This is a genomic window from Novosphingobium sp. Fuku2-ISO-50 (assembly GCF_001519055.1).
Classification (GTDB): Bacteria; Pseudomonadota; Alphaproteobacteria; order Sphingomonadales; family Sphingomonadaceae; genus Novosphingobium.
The window spans coordinates 31,032-49,237 of record NZ_KQ954289.1 but is presented as its reverse complement, the minus strand read 5'-3'; the positions used below and the strand labels follow the sequence as shown (position 1 = coordinate 49,237).

The following is an 18,206-nucleotide window of genomic DNA, read 5'->3' as shown; positions in this document are numbered from 1 at the left end:
TAAGCAATCCTTGGGGGCTGTCCCTGGCCCGGACTCTGGTCCGGGACACACGGTCCCCACCTGACGTCGACGCGTCAGAGGATTTTCCGAGCAAACGACCCATGGTGGGCCCGTCACCCTTTCTCCATGGCAATTCCATCCGGCATTCGAGCAGAGGACGACAAGACCGGTGAGCGAAGGCGAAGACGCCAATCCGACCGACCCGGCCTTTTCCAAACCGGCGCTGCGCAAAGCCTTGCGCGTCGCGCGCCGCGCGCATGTCGAAGCGCTCAACCCCCGGATCCGCGCGCTCGTGCTGATGCGCCCGCCCGCCACGCTGGGCGCCCTCGTTCCTGCCGACGCGACGATCGGGCTCTATGTCGCCGCGCATGGCGAAGCGCCTGCGCTGGGCTATGCGCGCCATTTTCACGAGGCCGGGCACCGCATCGCCCTGCCCTGGTTTTCCAGCCGCGACAGCGCCATGGTCTTTCGCCAGTGGGATTCGCCCCATCTCGACGAATTGCTCGAACCCGGCCCTTACGGTGTTCCGCAACCGGCAGCCCCGGCGCCCGCGCTGATCCCGGATGTCCTGTTCGTGCCGCTGGTCGGCTTTACCGCCGATGGCGGACGACTGGGCCAGGGCGGCGGACATTATGACCGCTGGCTGGCGGCGCATCCGGGCACGACCGCGATCGGGCTCGCCTGGGATTGCCAGCTCGTCGAGACATTGCCGCGCGAGCCGCATGATCGACCGCTCGCCGCCGTGATCACCCCGACGCGGCTCTATGGCCCATTTGAAAGCACGACGTCATGATCGAGACCCGTATCGACGACCGGCGCCCCACCTGGCGCAAGCCGGTGGGCATATTGGCGCTGCTGGGCGCTTTGGCGATCTATGTCGGGCTGGTGGCGCATCTCGCCGGGGCGATCGGCGCGCTGCCGGTGCTGGCGCAGATGGTGGCCTATATCGTGCTGGGCACGATCTGGCTTTTGCCGCTGCGGCGATTTCTGATCTGGATGGAAACCGGCCGCTGGCGCTGAGTGAGGCGGCACCCTGAAGGGCGCCTGGGAGCGAACTGGCGCTCTGAAAGACGTCTGGTTCGAAGGACCATTTGGCAACCATGGCGCGAGTGACGGGGCTCGAACCCGCGACCTCCGGCGTGACAGGCCGGCACTCTAACCAACTGAGCTACACCCGCGCAGCCATGGTTTTGTTTCCCGAAGCGATGAATGGCGCGAGTGACGGGGCTCGAACCCGCGACCTCCGGCGTGACAGGCCGGCACTCTAACCAACTGAGCTACACCCGCGTTCCCGCTTGGGAGCCGGCCCTCTATGGCACGACATCGGACCTGTCAACAAAGCTCCATAAAGTTTTTTCGATGCGACCCCGACGCCCCGGGAAACCGGCACGGTCCGACCGCCGCGTTAACCGGATCTTTGCCATGGCATGCCATGAAAAACCGCGCAAAATATGGTTTGGGGGCACAATCTTGGCATTGCGAAAGACCTTGTGGATATTGGCGGGGGCAGCCCCTGTGGCGGCGCTTGCGGCGAGCAATCCTTCCGCCCGCCATAACGCGGGCAATGCGGCCCGTCCGGCCCCTATCCATCTGGTTGGCATCCATCTGGCTGGCGACGTCTTTGTCGAACGCCTTGAGCCGGCGCCGGGCGGGCGGACCGCGCGTGTGCTCGAACACGTCGGCTCGCTTCATTCGGGTGATCGCCTGGTCTTCGTGGTCAGCTGGCGCGGCGGCGACCCCGCAGGCTTTACCGTGACCAACCCGGTGCCGCGCAGCATCGCGTTTCAGGCGGGCACCGGCTTCCCCGACGAAGAGGTCTCGGTCGACGATGGGCGCAGCTGGGGCCTGCTTGCCGATCTTGTGATTCACGAAGGCGGCGGCTGGCGCCACGCCTTGCCCGGCGATGTGACCCAGGTGCGCTGGCGCGTACAGGGTGACACCGGACAAATCGCCTATCGCGGTGTGGTGCGCTAAATCAGGAGGAGTGACGGCGCTTCAAGCATGCGCCGCAAGGCCTGCACAAAGCTTGCCGCGTCCCAGCCGTCGACCACGCGATGGTCGCAACTGATCGACAGGTTCATCAGCTTGCGTTTGGCCAGGCGTTCGCCGCCGAGCCCGTCGGGTATGAACATCGGCCGCTCGATGATCCGGTTGGGGCCGATGATCGCGACTTCGGGCCGATTGATCACCGGCGTCGTCGCCACCCCGCCGAGGGGCCCGAGGCTGGTAAGCGTCAGCGTCGAACCGGACATCTCGCCCGCCGCAATCGTGGCGCCGCGCGCCGCGTCGGCCAGCCGCCCGATTTCACGCGCGAGTTGCCACAAGTTGCGATCCTGCGCATCGCGGATCACCGGCACCATCAACCCGCCCGGAGTCTGCGTCGCCAGCCCGAGATGCACCGCGCCGTGCCGCGTGACCACGCCCGCCTCATCATCATACCGCGCGTTGATCATCGGAAAATCGGGCACGGCGTGGCAGATCGCCGTGATCAGGAACGGCAGGAGCGTCAGCTTGCCCCGCGCGGCATGCGCTGTGTTAAGCTCGGCGCGCAGCCGCTCAAGCTCGGTCACGTCGATTTCCTCGACATAGGAAAAATGCGGGATGTGGCGCTTTGACGCGGCCATGTTTTCGGCAATGCGGCGACGCAGCCCGATCACCTTGATCGCTTCATCGGCGCGCCTTGCCCCCGCCGGAGCGAAGCCGCCCGCGTTGTAGGCGATATAGGCATCGAGATCGCCATGACGCACGCGCCCCTCGGGACCGGGCTGCACGCGGGCGAGATCGATGCCGAGATCATGCGCCCGCGCGCGCACGGCCGGGCTCGCCAGCACGCGCACGGCAGACGTGGCTTTCGGCTCCGGGGCAACAGGCTCCGGGGTAACCACAGGCGTCGATTCCGGTGTTGGCGCGGGTCTTGGCGCGGGTGTTGGTTCGGGCGCGGCCGCTACAGCCTCATCCTCGGTCTCGATCACCACCAGCGGCGCTCCGATCGCCACGCGATCGCCCTCCTCGCCCGCCAGTTCGATCACGCGGCCCGCAACCGGGCTTTCCATTTCGACCGTGGCCTTGTCGGTCATGACATCGGCAAGCCGACCGTCTTCGGCGACCCAATCGCCGATGCGGACATGCCAGGCGACGATTTCGGCTTCGGCAATGCCCTCGCCGATGTCGGGAAGGCGGAACGTATAGCGGCTCATGACGCTTTCATCCGTGCTGCAAAGAGGGATCAGGCGGCGATCAGGCGGGCAAACGCCTCGCCGATCCGCACAGGGCCCGGAAAATAGGCCCATTCGAGGCTGTGGGGATACGGCGTGTCAAAGCCGGTGACACGCTCGATCGGCGCTTCGAGCGCATGGAAACAACGCTCCTGCACCAGCGCTGACAATTCGGCGCCAAACCCGCCGGTACGCGTCGCTTCGTGGACGATCAGGCATTTGCCGGTCTTGTTTACCGAGGCTTCGATCGTCGTGATGTCGAGCGGGACCAGCGTGCGCAAATCGATCACTTCGGCGTCGATGCCCTGCCGCTCGGCAACTTCGCGCGCGACATGGACCATCGTGCCGTATGCCAGCACGGTTACCGCCTCGCCCGCGCGCACGATGCGTGCCTGCCCCAGCGGCACACGATAATGCCCTGCGGGGACCAGACTGTCGGGATGGCGCGCCCAGGGTATCGCCGGTTCGTCGTAATGGCCGTTGAACGGGCCGTTATAGAGCCGCTTGGGCTCGAAGAAGATCACCGGGTCATTGTCCTCGATCGCGGCGATCAACAGGCCCTTGGCATCGTATGGCGTGCTCGGCACCACGGTTTTCAGCCCCGCGACATGGGTAAACAGCGCTTCGGGGCTCTGGCTGTGAGTCTGGCCGCCGAAAATCCCGCCGCCAAACGGGGTTCGCACCGTCATCGGCGCGGTAAATTCGCCCGCCGAGCGATAGCGCAGCCGCGCCGCTTCGGAGACGAGCTGATCGAGGCCGGGATAGATATAATCGGCAAACTGGATCTCGGGCACCGGGCGCAAGCCATAGGCCCCCATCCCCACTGCCACGCCGATGATCCCGCATTCCGAAATCGGCGTGTCGAACACGCGAGTCTTGCCGTATTTCTTTTGCAGGCCTGCCGTGGCGCGGAATACGCCGCCGAAATAGCCGACATCTTCGCCCATCACGATCACGGCGCAATCGCGCGCCATCATCACGTCGAGCGCGTCGTTGATCGCCTCGATCATCGACATGCGGCGGGCACTTGGCGCCGGATCGCTCATCGCCCCTCTCCCACATCGGCATCGTCGCTCCATTCGGGCCATTTGACATGGCGTTCATGGATCGCCTGGCGGCTCTGTTCGACGAGGTGCCAGGGCAGCGTTTCGAACACGTCTTCGAACATCGTGCGGAACGGGTGGTGCAGCCCGTGGCCGAGCGTGCCGTTGGCCTCTGCCGCGCGCACGGCGGCGCGCACTTGCGCATCGACTTCCGCATCCATCGCCGCCTGCCGCCCGGCATCCCACGCACCGATCGCGATCAGATGCCGCATCAGCCGGTCGATCGGATCGCCCAGCGGCCATTGCGTGCCTTCGGCGGCAGAGCGATATTGGCCGGGATCGTCGGACGTCGAATGCCCCTCGGCGCGATAGGTGAAATGTTCGATCAGCGTCGGCCCGGCATTGGCCCGCGCCCGATCGGCGGCCCAGCGCACCGCAGCAAACACCGCCAGCGGATCGTTGCCGTCAATGCGCAGACCGGCAATGCCATAGCCGATCGCACGCGCCGCAAACGTCGTGCGCTCGCCCCCGGCAAAGCCCGAAAAGCTCGATATGGCCCACTGGTTGTTGACCAGATTGAACACCACCGGCGCGTTGTAGACCGCGGCAAACGTCAGCGCGGAATGGAAATCGCCCTCCGCGCTCGATCCTTCGCCAAGGAAAGCGCTGGCGATGCGGCTGTCGCCCTTGATCGCGCTCGCCATTGCCCAGCCGACGGCTTGCGGATACTGCGTGGCAAGATTGCCCGAAATCGAGAAAATCGACTGCTCGCGCGCCGAATACATGATCGGCAATTGCCGACCTTTGAGCTTGTCGGCGCGGTTGGAAAAGATCTGGTTGACCATCTCCACCAGGGGATAGCCGCGCGCAATGAACAGGCCCTGCTGGCGATAGCTGGGAAAGACCATGTCATCCTCGGCCAGCGCCATCGCCGTGGCCACTGCCGTCGCCTCTTCACCGGTCGATTTCATGTAAAAGCTGGTCTTGCCCTGCCGCTGCGCGCGCACCATCCGCGCGTCGAACGCACGGGTCAGCGCCATGAGACGCAACATGCGGATCAGCGTCGCAGCATCGAGCCCGGGATCCCACGGCCCATGCGCGCGATGATCCTCGCCCAGCACGCGCACCATGTCGAGGCACAGCGGATGCGTGTCGACCGCGCTGCACGTCTCGTCGGGGCGCGGCTGCATACCGGCGGGCGGCACTTTCAGCGTGGCAAAATCGACCTGGGCACCGGGCCGATAAGGCGGCTCCGGCACATGCAGCGACAGCCTTGGCAAATTGCCGTTGGTCATCCCCAAATTCCTGCTCCACGGCATCGCGCCGAGACTCGGCGCAAGACCTATTGTTTTAGGCAGGCGTAATTATATTACTCAAATACGCAATGGTCAATCGCCACTGTCATACCGCAACCGGTGCCGCCAAATGGCCCTGCGGATGATAATCATGCACGATGAAATCCTCGATCGCATAGTCGAAAATGCTGTCGGGCCGACGCCGGATTTCGAGCCGGGGCGATCCCGCAGGCTGGCGCGCCATCTGCGCTTCGACCAGATCGGCATGATTGCGATAGAGGTGCGTATCGCCGCCCATCCACACCAGATCGCCAGGCACAAGGTCGCATTGCTGCGCCAGCATGGCGATGAACAGCGCCGCGCCCCACAAATTGAACGGCAGCCCCAGCGCAACGTCGCAACTGCGCTGATAGAGCACGCCCGACAGCCGTCCATCGGCGACATGGAACTGATAGGTCTTGTGACACGGCGGCAGCGCCATGGCGTCAAGCTCTGCGACATTCCATCCCTCGACGATGTGCCGCCGGCTGCCCGGATCGGTGCGCAGCTCATGGACGAGATCGGCGATCTGATTCACCCCATGCGCGCGGCGACGGTAAACACCCTCCCCCGCAGGCTCGTAAACCGGCCAGTCGACCCATTGCTTGCCATAGACGGGTCCGAGATCGCCCCAGCGCGCGGCAAAATCGGCATCCTCGACGATCCGCTGCGAAAAGACGGCGCGGTCGATGGCCTCGCCCGTCTCGCGCCGATACCGTGCCAGCGGCCAGTCGGTCCAGATTTCGACCCCTTGCGCACAAAGCGCGCGGATATTGGTATCGCCGGTCAGGAACCACAGAAATTCGCGCGTCGCGGTTTTCCAGAACACGCGCTTCGTCGTCAGCAGCGGCATCTGACCGTTCGACAGATCAAACCGGAGCATGGTGCCAAACACAGACCGCGTACCCACGCCCGTCCGATCGACGCGTTCATCCCCCTCGGCCCAGATTCGCCGCATGAGATCAAGATACTGCTGTTCGTAATGGGGGCTTGCCATGCGCAGACCCTAGCCCACCACGCCCGATCTTCCCAAGCGCAAACCCGCGCTTTCCTGTGGAACGCACCGGCAGCGTATGGCCCCATGCGGACTTTTTCAGAAAATGTCGCTTTCCCCGCTTGCCAGCCGGAAAACCGCTGCCTATAGGGCGCGCCTGCCTCGCAGTCAGGTGGCATCAGCCATCGGGTTTGCGGATCGGTCGGGGAGTAGCTCAGCCTGGTAGAGCACTGTCTTCGGGAGGCAGGGGCCGGAGGTTCGAATCCTCTCTCCCCGACCAACTATCGTCTTGTGAAAACAAGATTTGTGAGGGCGCCCGAAAGGGCGCCCTTTGCAATTCAGGTCCTAAGTTTACGGCCTGTGGTCCGGACACCGCGAGCCTGGCGCTCAGGCGGCCCAGCGCTGTCCTGCATCATACCGATGTTCGCCCACATCGAAGTGCTCGACGAGAGTGCCCATCGTGTTGGCCTCATGGGCCAGCGAGCGAGCGGCGGCAGTCGATTGTTCGACCAGGGCCGCGTTTTGCTGGGTGTTGCGATCCATATCGGCGACCACCGCATCGACTTGCATGATCGACGCCGATTGTTCGCGCGAGGCGGTGGCGATGTGATTGATCATCTCGGAAAGATCCTGTGTGCTTGTCACGATCTGGTTCAACGCGGCCTGCGTCTGGCTGATCATGGCCACGCCCTGCACCACATCGCGCCCGCTGGACTGGATGATGCCGGTAATATCCTTGGCGGCATCCGCGCTGCGCTGCGCCAGCGCGCGCACTTCGGTGGCGACCACGGCAAACCCCTTGCCGGCCTCGCCGGCCCGAGCGGCTTCGACACCGGCATTGAGCGCGAGCAGATTGGTCTGAAAGGCAATGCCCTCGATCAACCCGACAATTTCCCCCATCTTGCGGCTGGATTCGGCAATCTGGTTCATCGCCTCGACCGCATGGGCCATCACGTCCCCGCTGGTCTTGGCGCTGCCTTGCGCTTCGCCGGCAAGCTGGCGGGCCTCGTCGGCGGTTTGCGCGGTGCTGCGGGCCGATTGGGTCAATTCCCGCACGGCAGCGGCCGATTCCTCCAGACTGGCGGCCTGGCTCTCGGTGCGCGCAGCAAGGTCCGATGCCGCCGAAGAGATCTCGCCCGCGCCGCTGCGCACAGCCTGCGCGGCAGCGGTGACCTGACGCATGAGATCGGCCATGCTGGAGAGTGCGTCATTGAAATCTTCACGCAGACGTTCGTAATCGCCGGGAAAAGGCTGATCGATCGAAGCGGTCAGACGCCCATCCTTGAGCGCCGCGAGCCCTTTGCCCAGGGCCCCGACAACTTGCTGCTGAACCGCCATCTGGCGCTCGCCCTCGGCGCGGCTGCGTTGCGCGACGCCTTCCTTGATCGAGGCGAGCGCTCGACCGATCTGGCCCACTTCGTCGGTCAGGTGCTCGCCGGGAATGGCGCGGTCGAGATTGCCGCCGGCCATATCCTGCATCGCCTCGGTCAGCCTGATCAGCGGATTGGACAAGCGGTGGCGAAGCAGCAGGATGACTGCCAAAGCCATCGCGAGGACAAAGCCGATCAAGGCTTGCGCAATATGCGTGGCCCGCGCCACGAGCAGCGCACCTTCATCGCCCGCCTTTTTCGCGAGGACAGTGTTGTAATCGATTTCATCCGCCAGCGCCTTGGTAAGCGATGCGCCGACCGGGGTGATCTCGGTCTTCATCATGCGCTCGGCCTCGTCGGCCTGACTGACCGGAAGATTGACCATGGCGCCGGCCTTGACCTTGTACGCGCCCCACAGCACCTGCAAGTGGTCGTATTCCCCCTGCTCGGTCGCGTCGGACACCATCGGGCGATAGTCGTCCAACGTCTTGGTGGCCTCGCTCGCGCGGGCAGTCATCTGGTCACTGAGGTCGCGGGCTTCGGACGGGTCCTTTGCCAGCAGATACTTGACGACCAGCAGCCGCACATCGGCGATCTCGCTGCGCACCATGGCCAGTTGCTTCAAGCTGGGCACAGTGTTTTCGGTCGAATAGGCAAGACTGTTGCCCAACGTATGCGCCGTATTCAGCGCCATTATCGCGCTGCCTATGGCGATCGCAGACAACACGAGATTGCCGGCCAGTGCCACGGTTTTGATCCGCCAACTACCAAGAACTGCCATCGCGCTTTTCCCTGCGCGAATCGCCCATGCACAGCCATTCGCGGCTGGGATCATGAGCCGGCGATCGATAAGCCAGGCCTAGGAGCGGTATGCGTAATCGAACCTAACGCACGATTATCCCCCGCGCAGCAATTGCACGCCCCAGTCGCGTTCGAACAGATAGAGCAGCGTGCGCGCCGCAGCCCCGCGCGGGCTGTCGAGGCCGCCGTCGCGCTCCATCAACAGCCGCGCGTCATCGTGGGCCAGCGGCAAAAGCCTCGCGATCTGGTCGAAACTGGCGACGCGAAACGGGGTGTCGCCCGATTGGCGCGTACCGAGCAACTCGCCCCCGCCGCGCAAGCGCAAGTCTTCCTCGGCCAGGCGAAAACCATCCTGCATCTCGCGCATCAATGCCAGCCGTTCGCGCCCGACTTCGGACAGGGCCTCGCCGCGCAGCAAGAGGCAGGTCGATTTGCCGGTCCCGCGCCCGACCCGGCCACGCAACTGGTGCAATTGGGCCAGGCCAAAGCGTTCCGCCTGTTCGATCACCATCAGCGTGGCATTGGGGACATCGACCCCGACTTCGATCACTGTCGTCGCCACCAACAGCCCCGCCTCGCCGCGCGCAAAACGCTCCATCGCGGCGTCCTTGGCCTCGGGCCGCAATTGCCCATGGACCAGTTCCACGCCGTCGCCAAAGCGCTCGCGCAGCATGGCATGGCGCGCCTCGGCGGCGGCAATGTCCTCGGTTTCCAGCTCGCGCACCATCGGACAGACCCAATAGGCCTGCCCCCCTGCGGCAAGGTGCCGCCCGACGCCCGCAATCACTTCGTCGAGCCGTTCGGTCGATACCACGCGGGTATCGATCGGCTGACGCCCCGGCGGCATCTCGTCGAGCCGGGACACGTCCATTTCGCCATATTGCGCCAAAGTCAGCGTGCGCGGAATCGGCGTTGCCGTCATCGCCAGGCAATGCGCGGTGGTCCGCGCCTTTTGCGTCAGCATCAGCCGCTGGCCCACGCCAAAACGATGCTGTTCGTCGATCACCACCAGCGCGAGATTTTTGTAGGCGACCGCCTCCTGAAAGATCGCATGGGTGCCGACGCAGATCTGGATCGAGCCGTCGAGCAGCCCCATCAGCGTCGCCTCGCGCGCGCGGCCCTTGTCGCGCCCGGTCAGCAGCGCGATCGACACGCCCGTTCCTGCGGCCATCCGCGTCAACGTCTCGGCATGCTGACGCGCAAGGATTTCGGTTGGGGCAAGCAGCGCCGCCTGTGTCCCGGCTTCGACCGCGATCAGCATCGCATGGAGCGCGACCGCCGTCTTGCCCGACCCGACATCGCCCTGCAGCAGACGCAGCATCGGCGCACCTTGCGTCAGGTCTTCCTCGATTTCGGCAATCGCGCGGGTTTGCGCCCCGGTCAGCGAAAACGGCAGGTTCAGCCGACTGCGCAACCGGCCATTGCCGTGCAAGGGCACGCCGCGCCGACTGCGGTTGCTCGCCCGCACGAGCATCAGCGCAAGACTGTTCGCAAGCAATTCGTCATAGGCCAGCCGATCGCGCGCGGCCTTGTCGTCGCCCTTGTGCGTCGTCAGCACCGCTTCGCGCCAGGTCGGCCAGCCTTCGCGTGCCAACAGCCCCGGCTCGATCCATTCGGGCAATTCGGGCAGATGGTCGAGTGCCTGCGCAACGAGCGCGGCGATACGCCCCTGGGTCAGGCCTTCGGAAAGCGGATAGACCGGTTCGGTCAATTGGCCCGACAGCGCGGCGCTGTCTTCGGCAATATGGTCTGGGTGAACGATCTGGCGGCTTTGGCCAAACTGATCGAGCCGCCCCGCGACCCAGCGCCGCTCGCCGCTCGGCAGCGCCTTTCGCGCGGAATAGGACGCGCGCCCGAAATAGGTCAGCGCGACAATATCGCCCGCGTCATCTTCGGCAAGCACGCGCAAAGGCCCCCGCCCGCCGCTGGCGCGGTGTTCGCGCACGGTCAGCGCGATAACGATGTTTTCGCCGATCGCGGCATCATCGAGCCGCGTCACCACCCGGCGCGACACGAACCGATCGGGCAGATGATAGGCCAGATCGCGTATGCGCGTCAGCCCGAGCCGTTCGAGCGGACGCGCAAGCCCCGGCCCGACGCCTTTGAGGCCGGTGGTTTCGGCAAACAGGGGATTGAGCAAATCGGGCCGCATGATAGCCGCTCCTTATCCGCCGCGCCCGTCCAATACCACCACCCACACCAATCCGGCGGGGGATTTTGATCCAGCGCATGGACGCCGGCCCCTGCGTTGCACGAGATGAATCCGTGACCGTTTCGGCGGTCGGAAACGATGAGAGGAGATCCCCCATGCTGCTTACCCACGGAACGCTTGTCGCACTTGTCGACAGCCATAACTGGCGCCTGTTGCGCAATGCCGGGACCGAAGCCGTACCCGTCCTCGTGGCTGTCGAAACGCCCGCATTGGCCGAAGCGCATCATGCCAGCGGCAGTGCCGGCCAGCGGCTGGCCGAAGCAAGCCATGCCGCCGCGATCGGCGAATGGCTGAACCATCAGGTTGTCGGTCATCATGTCGAACACGTCGTCCTGATCGCGCCGCCGCGCGTGCTGGGCGAATTGCGCCACCATTTCACCCCGGCAGTCGAACGCGCGATTATCAAGGAAGTGCACAAGGATCTGATCGGGCGGCATGAAAACGAGGTTCTCGCGGTGTTGCACGGGTAACTGCGGCGCAAACCGGGGGCGATCGCGACGGGATCGCTTCCGGCGTGCACAGCCTTTGGCCCGCACCGCCATATTGCGGCGGCGCGGGCTTTGGCCTAGGTCGCGGGCCATGCAGACAAACGACCGCCTTCGCCGCCTGAAATTCCGCGCCTGGCACCGGGGCACGCGTGAAGCGGATTACATGATCGGCTGTTTCTTCGACCGGTATCACACCGGGTGGAGCGAGGCCGAAATCGACTTGTTCGAACGCATGGTCGAAGAAGACGATGTCGACATCATGGCCTGGGCGCTCGGCACCCAGTCGGTGCCCGCCGAATATGCAGGGCCGATGATGGACGCAATGATCCGGCTCGATTACGTCGACATTCCGCGCTGATCGGGCAGGCCGCAATCTTCGCCATGCCCGATCTCGCCCGCATCCTGTCCGCCACGGCGCCGCTGACCCTGTCGTCGGTCGCGCGCGGAAGCCAGCCTTTGCTGCTGGCCGATCTGGCGCGCGCCGCAAAGGGCCGCGCGGTGTTTATCGCCGCCGACGAAGCGGCGATGCGTGCCGTGGTCGATACCGCCGCGTTCTTTGCGCCCGAGCTCGAAGTGCTGGAATTCCCGGCTTGGGACTGCCTGCCGTTCGACCGCGCCTCGCCCGCCTTGTCGGTCAGCGCACGGCGACTGGCGGCGCTGGCCCGGCTTCAGGTCAAGCGCTCGGCGCCGCAATTGCTGGTCACCACGGTCGCGGCGGTGCTGCAACGCGTGCTGACCCCGTTCCGCATCCGCGAATCGACGCGCGTGCTGAAAGCGGGCATGGAAATCGGCCGCGACAGCCTGATCGCGCTGTTACAGCGCCAGGGCTATGCGCGCACCGATACCGTCGTCGATTCCGGCGAATACGCGGTGCGCGGCGGCGTGTTCGACCTCTATCCGAGTGGGCTCGATCACGGGCTCAGGCTCGATTTCTTTGGCGACGAGCTGGAAACGCTGCGCCTGTTCGATCCCAACACGCAACGCTCGATCCAGCCGGTCGACAGCCACTTGCTGATCCCGGCCAGCGAAGCCCTGCTCGACGAAGCCAGCATCAAGCGTTTCCGCAGCCGCTATCGCGAGATTTTCGGCGCCAATGCCACCGGCGATGCCCTCTATCAGGCGGTCAGCGAGGGCCGACGGCTGGCGGGCATGGAACACTGGCTGCCGCTGTTCGAAGATCGCATGGTCACGCTGTTCGACCATCTCGGCGAAGACGACCTCGTGCTGTTCGATTCGGGCGCGGCAAAGGCGGCGGAAACGCGCCTGTCCGACATTGGCGACTATCATCAGGCGCGCGTCGAATCCGCCCGTGCGCAAGCGGGGCAGTATCGTCCGCTCGAATCCGCCTCGCTCTATCTGGGCAGCGACGAATTCGAACGCGCGCTGGCGGCATGGCCGGTCCATCGCCTGTCGATCTTTGCCGAGCCCGAATCCCCGCGCACGCTCGATTTCGGCTTTACCGGCGCGCACGATTTCGCCCCCGAGCGCGCACAAGGCGTCAATGTCTACGAAGCTGCGGCCAAGCACCTCGCCGCGCTGGCGACACGCGGGCTGAAACCGATCCTGGCCGCCTATTCGCCGGGCTCGCGTTCGCGCCTCGCGACTCTGCTCGGCGATGCGGGCAAGACCAGGCCGGTCATGGCCGAAACCTGGCAGGAAGCGCTCGGCCTCGCCGCGACGGGCAAGATCGCGGCGGTGGTCCTGCCGCTTGATCACGGCTTTGCCAGCGATGCGGTGGAGCTGATCACCGAGCAGGACATTCTCGGCGACCGGCTCGTGCGCCGCAAGCGCAAGCGCAAGGACGCCGACGCGTTCCTGGCCGAACTGTCCGCGCTCAATCCCGGCGATCTTGTCGTGCACATGGAGCACGGCATCGGTCGCTATGAAGGGCTGGAGCCGATCCGCGTCGGCGACAGCCCTCACGATTGCGTGCAGCTTACGTATGCGGGCGGCGACAAGCTCTATATCCCGGTCGAAAACCTCGACGTGCTGTCGCGCTATGGCAACGACAGCGACGGCGTTGCGCTCGACCGGCTAGGCGGCGAAGGCTGGCAGCGACGCAAGGCCAAGCTGCGCGAGCGCATTCTCGAAATGGCGGGGCAGCTCATGGCCACGGCCGCCGTGCGCGCGCTGCGCGAAGCAGACGTGATCGAGCCCGATCCGGCCAGCTTTGGCCCGTTTGTCGACCGCTTTCCCTGGACCGAGACCGAGGATCAGGAACGCGCGATCGACGACGTGCTCGGCGACCTGGCCTCGGGCAAGCCGATGGACCGGCTGGTCTGCGGCGATGTCGGCTTTGGCAAGACCGAAGTCGCGCTGCGGGCCGCGTTCGTCGCGGCCATGGCCGGGCGGCAAGTCGCGGTGATCGCCCCGACGACGCTGCTCGCGCGGCAGCACTATACCTCGTTCCTCGAACGCTTTTCGGGCTTTCCGCTCAATATCGGGCGGCTGTCGCGGCTGGTTCCGGCCAAGGAGGCCGCCGAAACGCGCGCCGGGCTGACCAACGGCACGATCGACATCGTCATCGGCACGCATGCGCTGCTTTCGAAATCGATCGAATTCCGCCACCTCGGCCTCGTCATCGTCGACGAGGAACAACGCTTTGGCGTGACTCACAAGGAAAAGCTCAAGGAGCTGAAAGCCGATGTCCACGTCCTGACGCTGACCGCCACGCCGATCCCGCGCACGCTGCAAATGGCGATGTCGGGCCTGCGCGAGCTGACCACGATCCAGACCCCGCCGGTCGACCGGCTCGCGGTGCGTACCTATGTCATGCCGTGGGACGATCTGGTCATGCGCGAAGCGCTGATGCGCGAACATCAGCGCGGCGGGCAAAGCTTCATCGTCGTCCCGCGCATTGCCGACATGCCCGAGATGGAGGAATGGCTGCGGCTGAATGTGCCGGAAATCCGGGCCGTTGCCGCGCATGGCCAGATGAACCCGAGCGAAGTCGAAGACCGCATGAGCGCGTTTTACGACCGCAAATACGAAGTGCTGCTGTCGACGACGATCATCGAAAGCGGCATCGACATCCCCAGCGCCAATACCATCATCCTCCACCGCGCCGACCGCTTCGGCCTCGCCCAGCTCTATCAGTTGCGCGGGCGGGTCGGGCGCGGAAAGCTGCGCGCCTATGCCTATCTGACCTACCCTGAGGACAATGCGCTGTCGGTCATCGCCGAAAAGCGGCTCAAGGTTCTGGGCGATCTCGATTCGCTGGGCGCCGGGTTTCAGCTTGCCAGCCACGATCTCGATTTGCGCGGGGCGGGCAATCTGCTCGGCGACGAACAATCGGGGCATATCAAGGAAGTCGGCTTCGAGCTGTACCAGTCGATGCTTGAAGACGCGATTCTGGCGGCCAAGGCGGGCGATTTCGGCATGATCCGCGAACGCGGCGCGCTCAATCCGCAAATCACCGTCGATGCGCCGATCATGATTCCCGACGAGTACGTGCCCGATCTTGCCGTGCGCATGGCGCTCTATCGCCGCATGAACGACGCCGAAAGCCCCGAAGCGATCGAATCGCTGGCGGCGGAAATGATCGACCGCTTCGGCCCCCTGCCCCCGGCAACGCAAAACCTGCTGCGCCTGATCGAAGTCAAGCGTCAGGCGCTCATCGCCGGGATCAGCAAGATCGACGTCGGCGCCAAGGGCGTGCTGGTCAGTTTCCACGGCGATACTTTCGCCGATCCGCTGGGCCTGATCGCCTATGTCGAACGCCTCGGCGGCGTCGCCAAACTGCGCCCCGACAGCAAGCTCGTCATCCAGCGCGCCTGGTCCACCCCCGAAGCCCGCCTCAACGGCCTGGTGCAATTGACACGCGGCCTGTCCGCCATCGTGCGCAAGGCGACAAAGAAAAAGTAACACCGACCATGCGTAAAAAGCGTCGCTATCTCACGGCAACACTGCCCGACGGCTATGTGAAAACCATCGGCCCAACCACCGACAGCTTTACCCATTATTGGCGTATCGTTGCCGAGCTGGGAAACGGCAAGACCGAGGTGTTCTGGGGCCACACGCGATCAGAGGCCGACGCGCGCAAAAAACGCGCCGCCGCGCAAGACGCCGCCCGAACACGCGGCTGGGCCAGCTACGCGTTCGAAATCGTCGCATTGGTCGAAGTCCCGATCGAAGACGCTTGAAGGGCGCCTGTCCACAGCCGCCCGGTGGACAATTTTCCGCCGGTGTCACAGACGCAAGGCCGGATCACGACAACATGGGAAAACAATGACCGAGCCTTTCACGATTCAGGATCTGCGCGATCACTTTGCCCATTGCATGCAAGTGCTTGGCGGCGTCACGGCAGCCTCGCGGCGCCTCGACATCGACGAACGGGCCATCCGCCGCTTCATCAACGGCGAACGCCCGCTAAGCCCCGGCCTCTTGCAAGACACCGCAAAGGCCCTGCGCCTGCTGATCGCGGACGCCACCGCCGCAGAAGCCCACCTCACCGCAACCTTGGCCGCCCACCCCAACGCCCCCCAAACGCCGCAAGCCTGAACGGAACACCCAACCCCCGCTGTCTCTTCAGTTGGGATGTTTTCAGCCGCACGTACCCATTGCGTTAGCAAACCTGCGTTCCCCACGCTCCAGGTTGGCAGACCCGGTTGACAGGTCAGATTTCCGGTCCGCCGCTTGCGGTTACGCGGGTGATCCCGCGATATACTCGGCGATATGACCCCGCCAGATCGTGGCAAGCAGGTCGGTCTGATCGATGATCCCGAGCAGGTTTCCGGTCGAATCGACCACCACGGCCTCGCGGTAGATCCCGCCCGAGAGGATCGGCAACAGGTCGTCGATCGGTGTGCCCGGCTGCACGACGCAGGGCGATGGATTCATGACTTCGGCCACGGTGCCGGTCGCGGCTGCCGTCGCGAGGATGCCCGCGCTCACCAGGCCCTCGACATGGCCATCCGCGTCGACCACCAGCAGCGCCCGCTCGCCGGACTTTGCCAATATCATCACCGCTTGCGCGATCGGATCTGCGGGACGCACGCTGGCGATAGCGGATCGCATGATAGTCTCGCAGCGGATCACCCCGTGCAACCGGCGATAGGCCCGTGCTTCGACCTGCCGGAACAAGGTATCGAGATCTTCGCTGCTGACGTCGAGCAACTCGTCATATTGGGCAAGCACCGACTCCACGTCGGCGATCGTGAAGCCTGCAGGTGCGCCGCCGGGGGCGATATATTGCGCGGAGCGATGCGGATAATTGCCCCGTATCGCGGCATTGAACAGCCAGCCGAACACCACCAGCAACACGCTGTCTGCCGCCACCGGCACCAGCGCAAACGACCAGCCTGCCGCAGCGATGGCATGGCCGCCGATCACCGTCGTCAAGGCCACCGCGCCCCCCGGCGGGTGCAGGCACCGGGCCAGGCTCATCGCCGCGATCGCGCTTGCCACGGCAAGGCACGCGGCATAGCCCGGATCTCCGATCAGCTTCAGACAGGCGATCCCGGCCAACGCAGAGACGGTATTTCCGCCAACGATCGCCCATGGTTGCGCCAGCGGACTGGCCGGCACGGCAAACAACAGCACTGCCGAAGCACCGATCGGCGCGATCAGCAGCGGCAGGCCCATGCCACCGGCCGCCCCCAGATGAATCACGAAGCCGGTGAGGAATATGCCGACGCTCGCCCCGAGGAACGCCTGCGCAATGCGCGTCGGCGTCGTCTGCGGCTGAATACCGATGAGGTGGGCAAAGCGGGCAACGGGACCGCTCGCATGAGCGTTTGCGGTCACGACGCGGATTCCAGCATCCATGGTGCGAACGCGGGTGCATGCGACTGCGCAGCCGTCGCCAGACTCGTCCGGTCCAGCACAGCGAAAAAGGCGCCGAGCGCCTCGGCCAGCACCGAACTGGTGAAGCAATCAGCGCCCAGCGCACAATGCGCACAATCGACCAGGCGCAAGCCCGGCTCCATCGCCCGCACCACTTCGCCGAGCGTGATCGTTTCTGCCGGCCGGGCGAGCGCGACGCCTCCGCTGCGCCCGCGCAGGCTGACGATGAACCCTGCACGGCCGAGCGCATGCGCGACTTTGGCGATGTGATTGTACGACAGGCCCTGCTCTGCCGCGAAGCCCGGCAGCGCCAGCGGGCCGCCGCCCTTGCGCGCGAGGATGATCAACAGACGTAGCCCGAAATCGGTGTGCTGAGTGAGTTGCATGGCAACGGTCTTGCGCGAAACCGGGTTGCAAAATCAAGCGCAACTGATACCTGTATTTCAAATACGTGATAAAAGGATCATCACATGCGCAATGCCTCTCCCGCCTCCATCGATATCGTCAAGGCCACCGCTCCCGCGCTCGAAAAGCACGGGGTAGCGATCACCACTGCCATGTACGCGCGCCTTTTCGAGAATGCCGAGGTCGCCGCGATGTTCGATCGCGCCGCGCAGGACAGCGGAGAGCAACCGCGCCGCCTTGCAGCCGCGATCCTTGCCTATGCCCGCAATATCGATCGGCTCGGCAACCTCGGCCCGGCCGTCCAGCGCATGGTCGCCCGTCATGTCGAGACCGGGGTAAAAGCGGAGCATTATCCCCTGGTGGCCGCTGCGCTGCTTCCAGCGATTCGCGACGTATTGGGGGAAGATATCGCCACCGATGCGGTGCTGGCGGCATGGGGCGAGGCATACTGGATGCTCGCCGACATTCTCATTGCCGCCGAGCAGGATGCCTACCGCGAAGCTGCCAACGCCTAAAGCAGCCTGCGCGCAATCTTCCAGCCCGCGCGAACGTCGCCGCAG

Annotated in this window: 17 protein-coding genes and 3 tRNA genes; 10 read left to right on the top strand and 10 right to left on the bottom strand. The window is 65.0% G+C overall.

Annotated features, from left to right (window positions below; all coding sequences use genetic code 11):
• Positions 1–169 precede the first annotated feature (169 nt).
• Together AQZ50_RS08695 and AQZ50_RS08690 are read left to right on the top strand one after the other, a co-directional pair.
• On the top strand, positions 170–793 hold the full coding sequence (locus tag AQZ50_RS08695; protein ID WP_067745554.1) for a 5-formyltetrahydrofolate cyclo-ligase: 624 nt from the start codon (positions 170–172) through the stop codon (positions 791–793).
• Positions 790–1,020, top strand: a complete 231-nt coding sequence (locus AQZ50_RS08690; RefSeq protein ID WP_067745551.1) for a DUF2842 domain-containing protein — start codon at positions 790–792, stop codon at positions 1,018–1,020. The genes AQZ50_RS08695 and AQZ50_RS08690 overlap by 4 nt, the downstream gene beginning before the upstream one ends.
• Before the next feature lie 81 nt (positions 1,021–1,101).
• On the opposite strand, the gene AQZ50_RS08685 is transcribed toward AQZ50_RS08690, so the two are convergent.
• Positions 1,102–1,178, bottom strand: a tRNA-Asp gene (locus AQZ50_RS08685).
• Between the two features lie 32 nt (positions 1,179–1,210).
• A tRNA-Asp gene (locus AQZ50_RS08680) sits at positions 1,211–1,287 on the bottom strand.
• 183 nt (positions 1,288–1,470) lie between these two features.
• On the opposite strand from AQZ50_RS08680, the gene AQZ50_RS08675 reads away from it, so the two are divergent.
• On the top strand, positions 1,471–1,974 hold the full coding sequence (locus tag AQZ50_RS08675) for a hypothetical protein (protein ID WP_156427282.1): 504 nt from the start codon (positions 1,471–1,473) through the stop codon (positions 1,972–1,974).
• Here AQZ50_RS08675 and AQZ50_RS08670 read toward each other — a convergent pair.
• The 4 genes from AQZ50_RS08670 to thyA form a co-directional block, all read right to left on the bottom strand.
• The gene (locus AQZ50_RS08670; RefSeq protein ID WP_067745545.1) at positions 1,971–3,197 is read right to left on the bottom strand and encodes a dihydrolipoamide acetyltransferase family protein; all 1,227 of its coding nucleotides are present in this window, start codon (positions 3,195–3,197) and stop codon (positions 1,971–1,973) included. The genes AQZ50_RS08675 and AQZ50_RS08670 overlap by 4 nt on opposite strands.
• 29 nt (positions 3,198–3,226) lie before the next feature.
• Positions 3,227–4,231 carry an alpha-ketoacid dehydrogenase subunit beta gene (locus AQZ50_RS08665; RefSeq protein WP_067745887.1) on the bottom strand — a complete coding sequence of 335 codons (1,005 nt, stop codon included), beginning with the start codon at positions 4,229–4,231 and terminating at the stop codon, positions 3,227–3,229.
• A 26-nt stretch (positions 4,232–4,257) separates the two neighbouring features.
• Complete coding sequence (locus tag AQZ50_RS08660; protein WP_067745542.1) at positions 4,258–5,553, bottom strand: thiamine pyrophosphate-dependent enzyme; 1,296 nt, start codon at positions 5,551–5,553, stop codon at positions 4,258–4,260.
• Between the two features lie 106 nt (positions 5,554–5,659).
• Positions 5,660–6,589, bottom strand: a complete 930-nt coding sequence (thyA, locus tag AQZ50_RS08655) for a thymidylate synthase (protein WP_067745539.1) — start codon at positions 6,587–6,589, stop codon at positions 5,660–5,662.
• A gap of 200 nt (positions 6,590–6,789) precedes the next feature.
• Here thyA and AQZ50_RS08650 point away from each other — a divergent pair.
• Positions 6,790–6,866: transfer RNA gene (locus tag AQZ50_RS08650), tRNA-Pro, on the top strand.
• A 107-nt stretch (positions 6,867–6,973) separates the two neighbouring features.
• Here the strand turns inward: AQZ50_RS08650 and AQZ50_RS08645 are convergent.
• Together AQZ50_RS08645 and recG are read right to left on the bottom strand one after the other, a co-directional pair.
• A complete protein-coding gene (locus AQZ50_RS08645; RefSeq protein ID WP_067745537.1) occupies positions 6,974–8,737 on the bottom strand; it encodes a methyl-accepting chemotaxis protein in 1,764 nt (587 codons plus the stop codon).
• Positions 8,738–8,851: 114 nt separating this feature from the next.
• Positions 8,852–10,909, bottom strand: a complete 2,058-nt coding sequence (gene recG, locus AQZ50_RS08640; RefSeq protein ID WP_067745535.1) for an ATP-dependent DNA helicase RecG — start codon at positions 10,907–10,909, stop codon at positions 8,852–8,854.
• Between the two features lie 155 nt (positions 10,910–11,064).
• Between recG and AQZ50_RS08635 the strand changes: the two genes are divergently transcribed.
• From AQZ50_RS08635 to AQZ50_RS08615, 5 genes are all read left to right on the top strand, one after another.
• Positions 11,065–11,439: a baeRF12 domain-containing protein gene (locus AQZ50_RS08635; RefSeq protein WP_067745533.1), complete on the top strand. Its 375-nt coding sequence runs from the start codon at positions 11,065–11,067 to the stop codon at positions 11,437–11,439.
• Positions 11,440–11,548: 109 nt separating this feature from the next.
• Positions 11,549–11,815 (top strand): FAD assembly factor SdhE, encoded by a 267-nt coding sequence (locus AQZ50_RS08630; RefSeq protein WP_067745531.1) that lies wholly within the window; start codon positions 11,549–11,551, stop codon positions 11,813–11,815.
• Positions 11,816–11,838: 23 nt separating this feature from the next.
• Positions 11,839–15,321, top strand: a complete 3,483-nt coding sequence (gene mfd, locus AQZ50_RS08625; RefSeq protein WP_067745528.1) for a transcription-repair coupling factor — start codon at positions 11,839–11,841, stop codon at positions 15,319–15,321.
• 8 nt (positions 15,322–15,329) lie between these two features.
• On the top strand, positions 15,330–15,599 hold the full coding sequence (locus tag AQZ50_RS08620) for a hypothetical protein (RefSeq protein WP_067745525.1): 270 nt from the start codon (positions 15,330–15,332) through the stop codon (positions 15,597–15,599).
• An 85-nt stretch (positions 15,600–15,684) separates the two neighbouring features.
• Positions 15,685–15,957: a hypothetical protein gene (locus AQZ50_RS08615; protein ID WP_067745522.1), complete on the top strand. Its 273-nt coding sequence runs from the start codon at positions 15,685–15,687 to the stop codon at positions 15,955–15,957.
• Positions 15,958–16,098: 141 nt separating this feature from the next.
• Here the strand turns inward: AQZ50_RS08615 and AQZ50_RS08610 are convergent, their stop codons facing one another.
• Both AQZ50_RS08610 and AQZ50_RS08605 read right to left on the bottom strand, forming a co-directional pair.
• A complete protein-coding gene (locus tag AQZ50_RS08610) occupies positions 16,099–17,202 on the bottom strand; it encodes an HPP family protein (RefSeq protein WP_231730182.1) in 1,104 nt (367 codons plus the stop codon).
• Complete coding sequence (locus AQZ50_RS08605; RefSeq protein ID WP_067745515.1) at positions 17,199–17,627, bottom strand: RrF2 family transcriptional regulator; 429 nt, start codon at positions 17,625–17,627, stop codon at positions 17,199–17,201. The genes AQZ50_RS08610 and AQZ50_RS08605 overlap by 4 nt, the downstream gene beginning before the upstream one ends.
• 84 nt (positions 17,628–17,711) lie before the next feature.
• On the opposite strand from AQZ50_RS08605, the gene AQZ50_RS08600 reads away from it, so the two are divergent.
• The gene (locus AQZ50_RS08600) at positions 17,712–18,161 is read left to right on the top strand and encodes a globin domain-containing protein (protein WP_067745511.1); all 450 of its coding nucleotides are present in this window, start codon (positions 17,712–17,714) and stop codon (positions 18,159–18,161) included.
• The last annotated feature ends 45 nt before the right edge of the window (positions 18,162–18,206 follow it).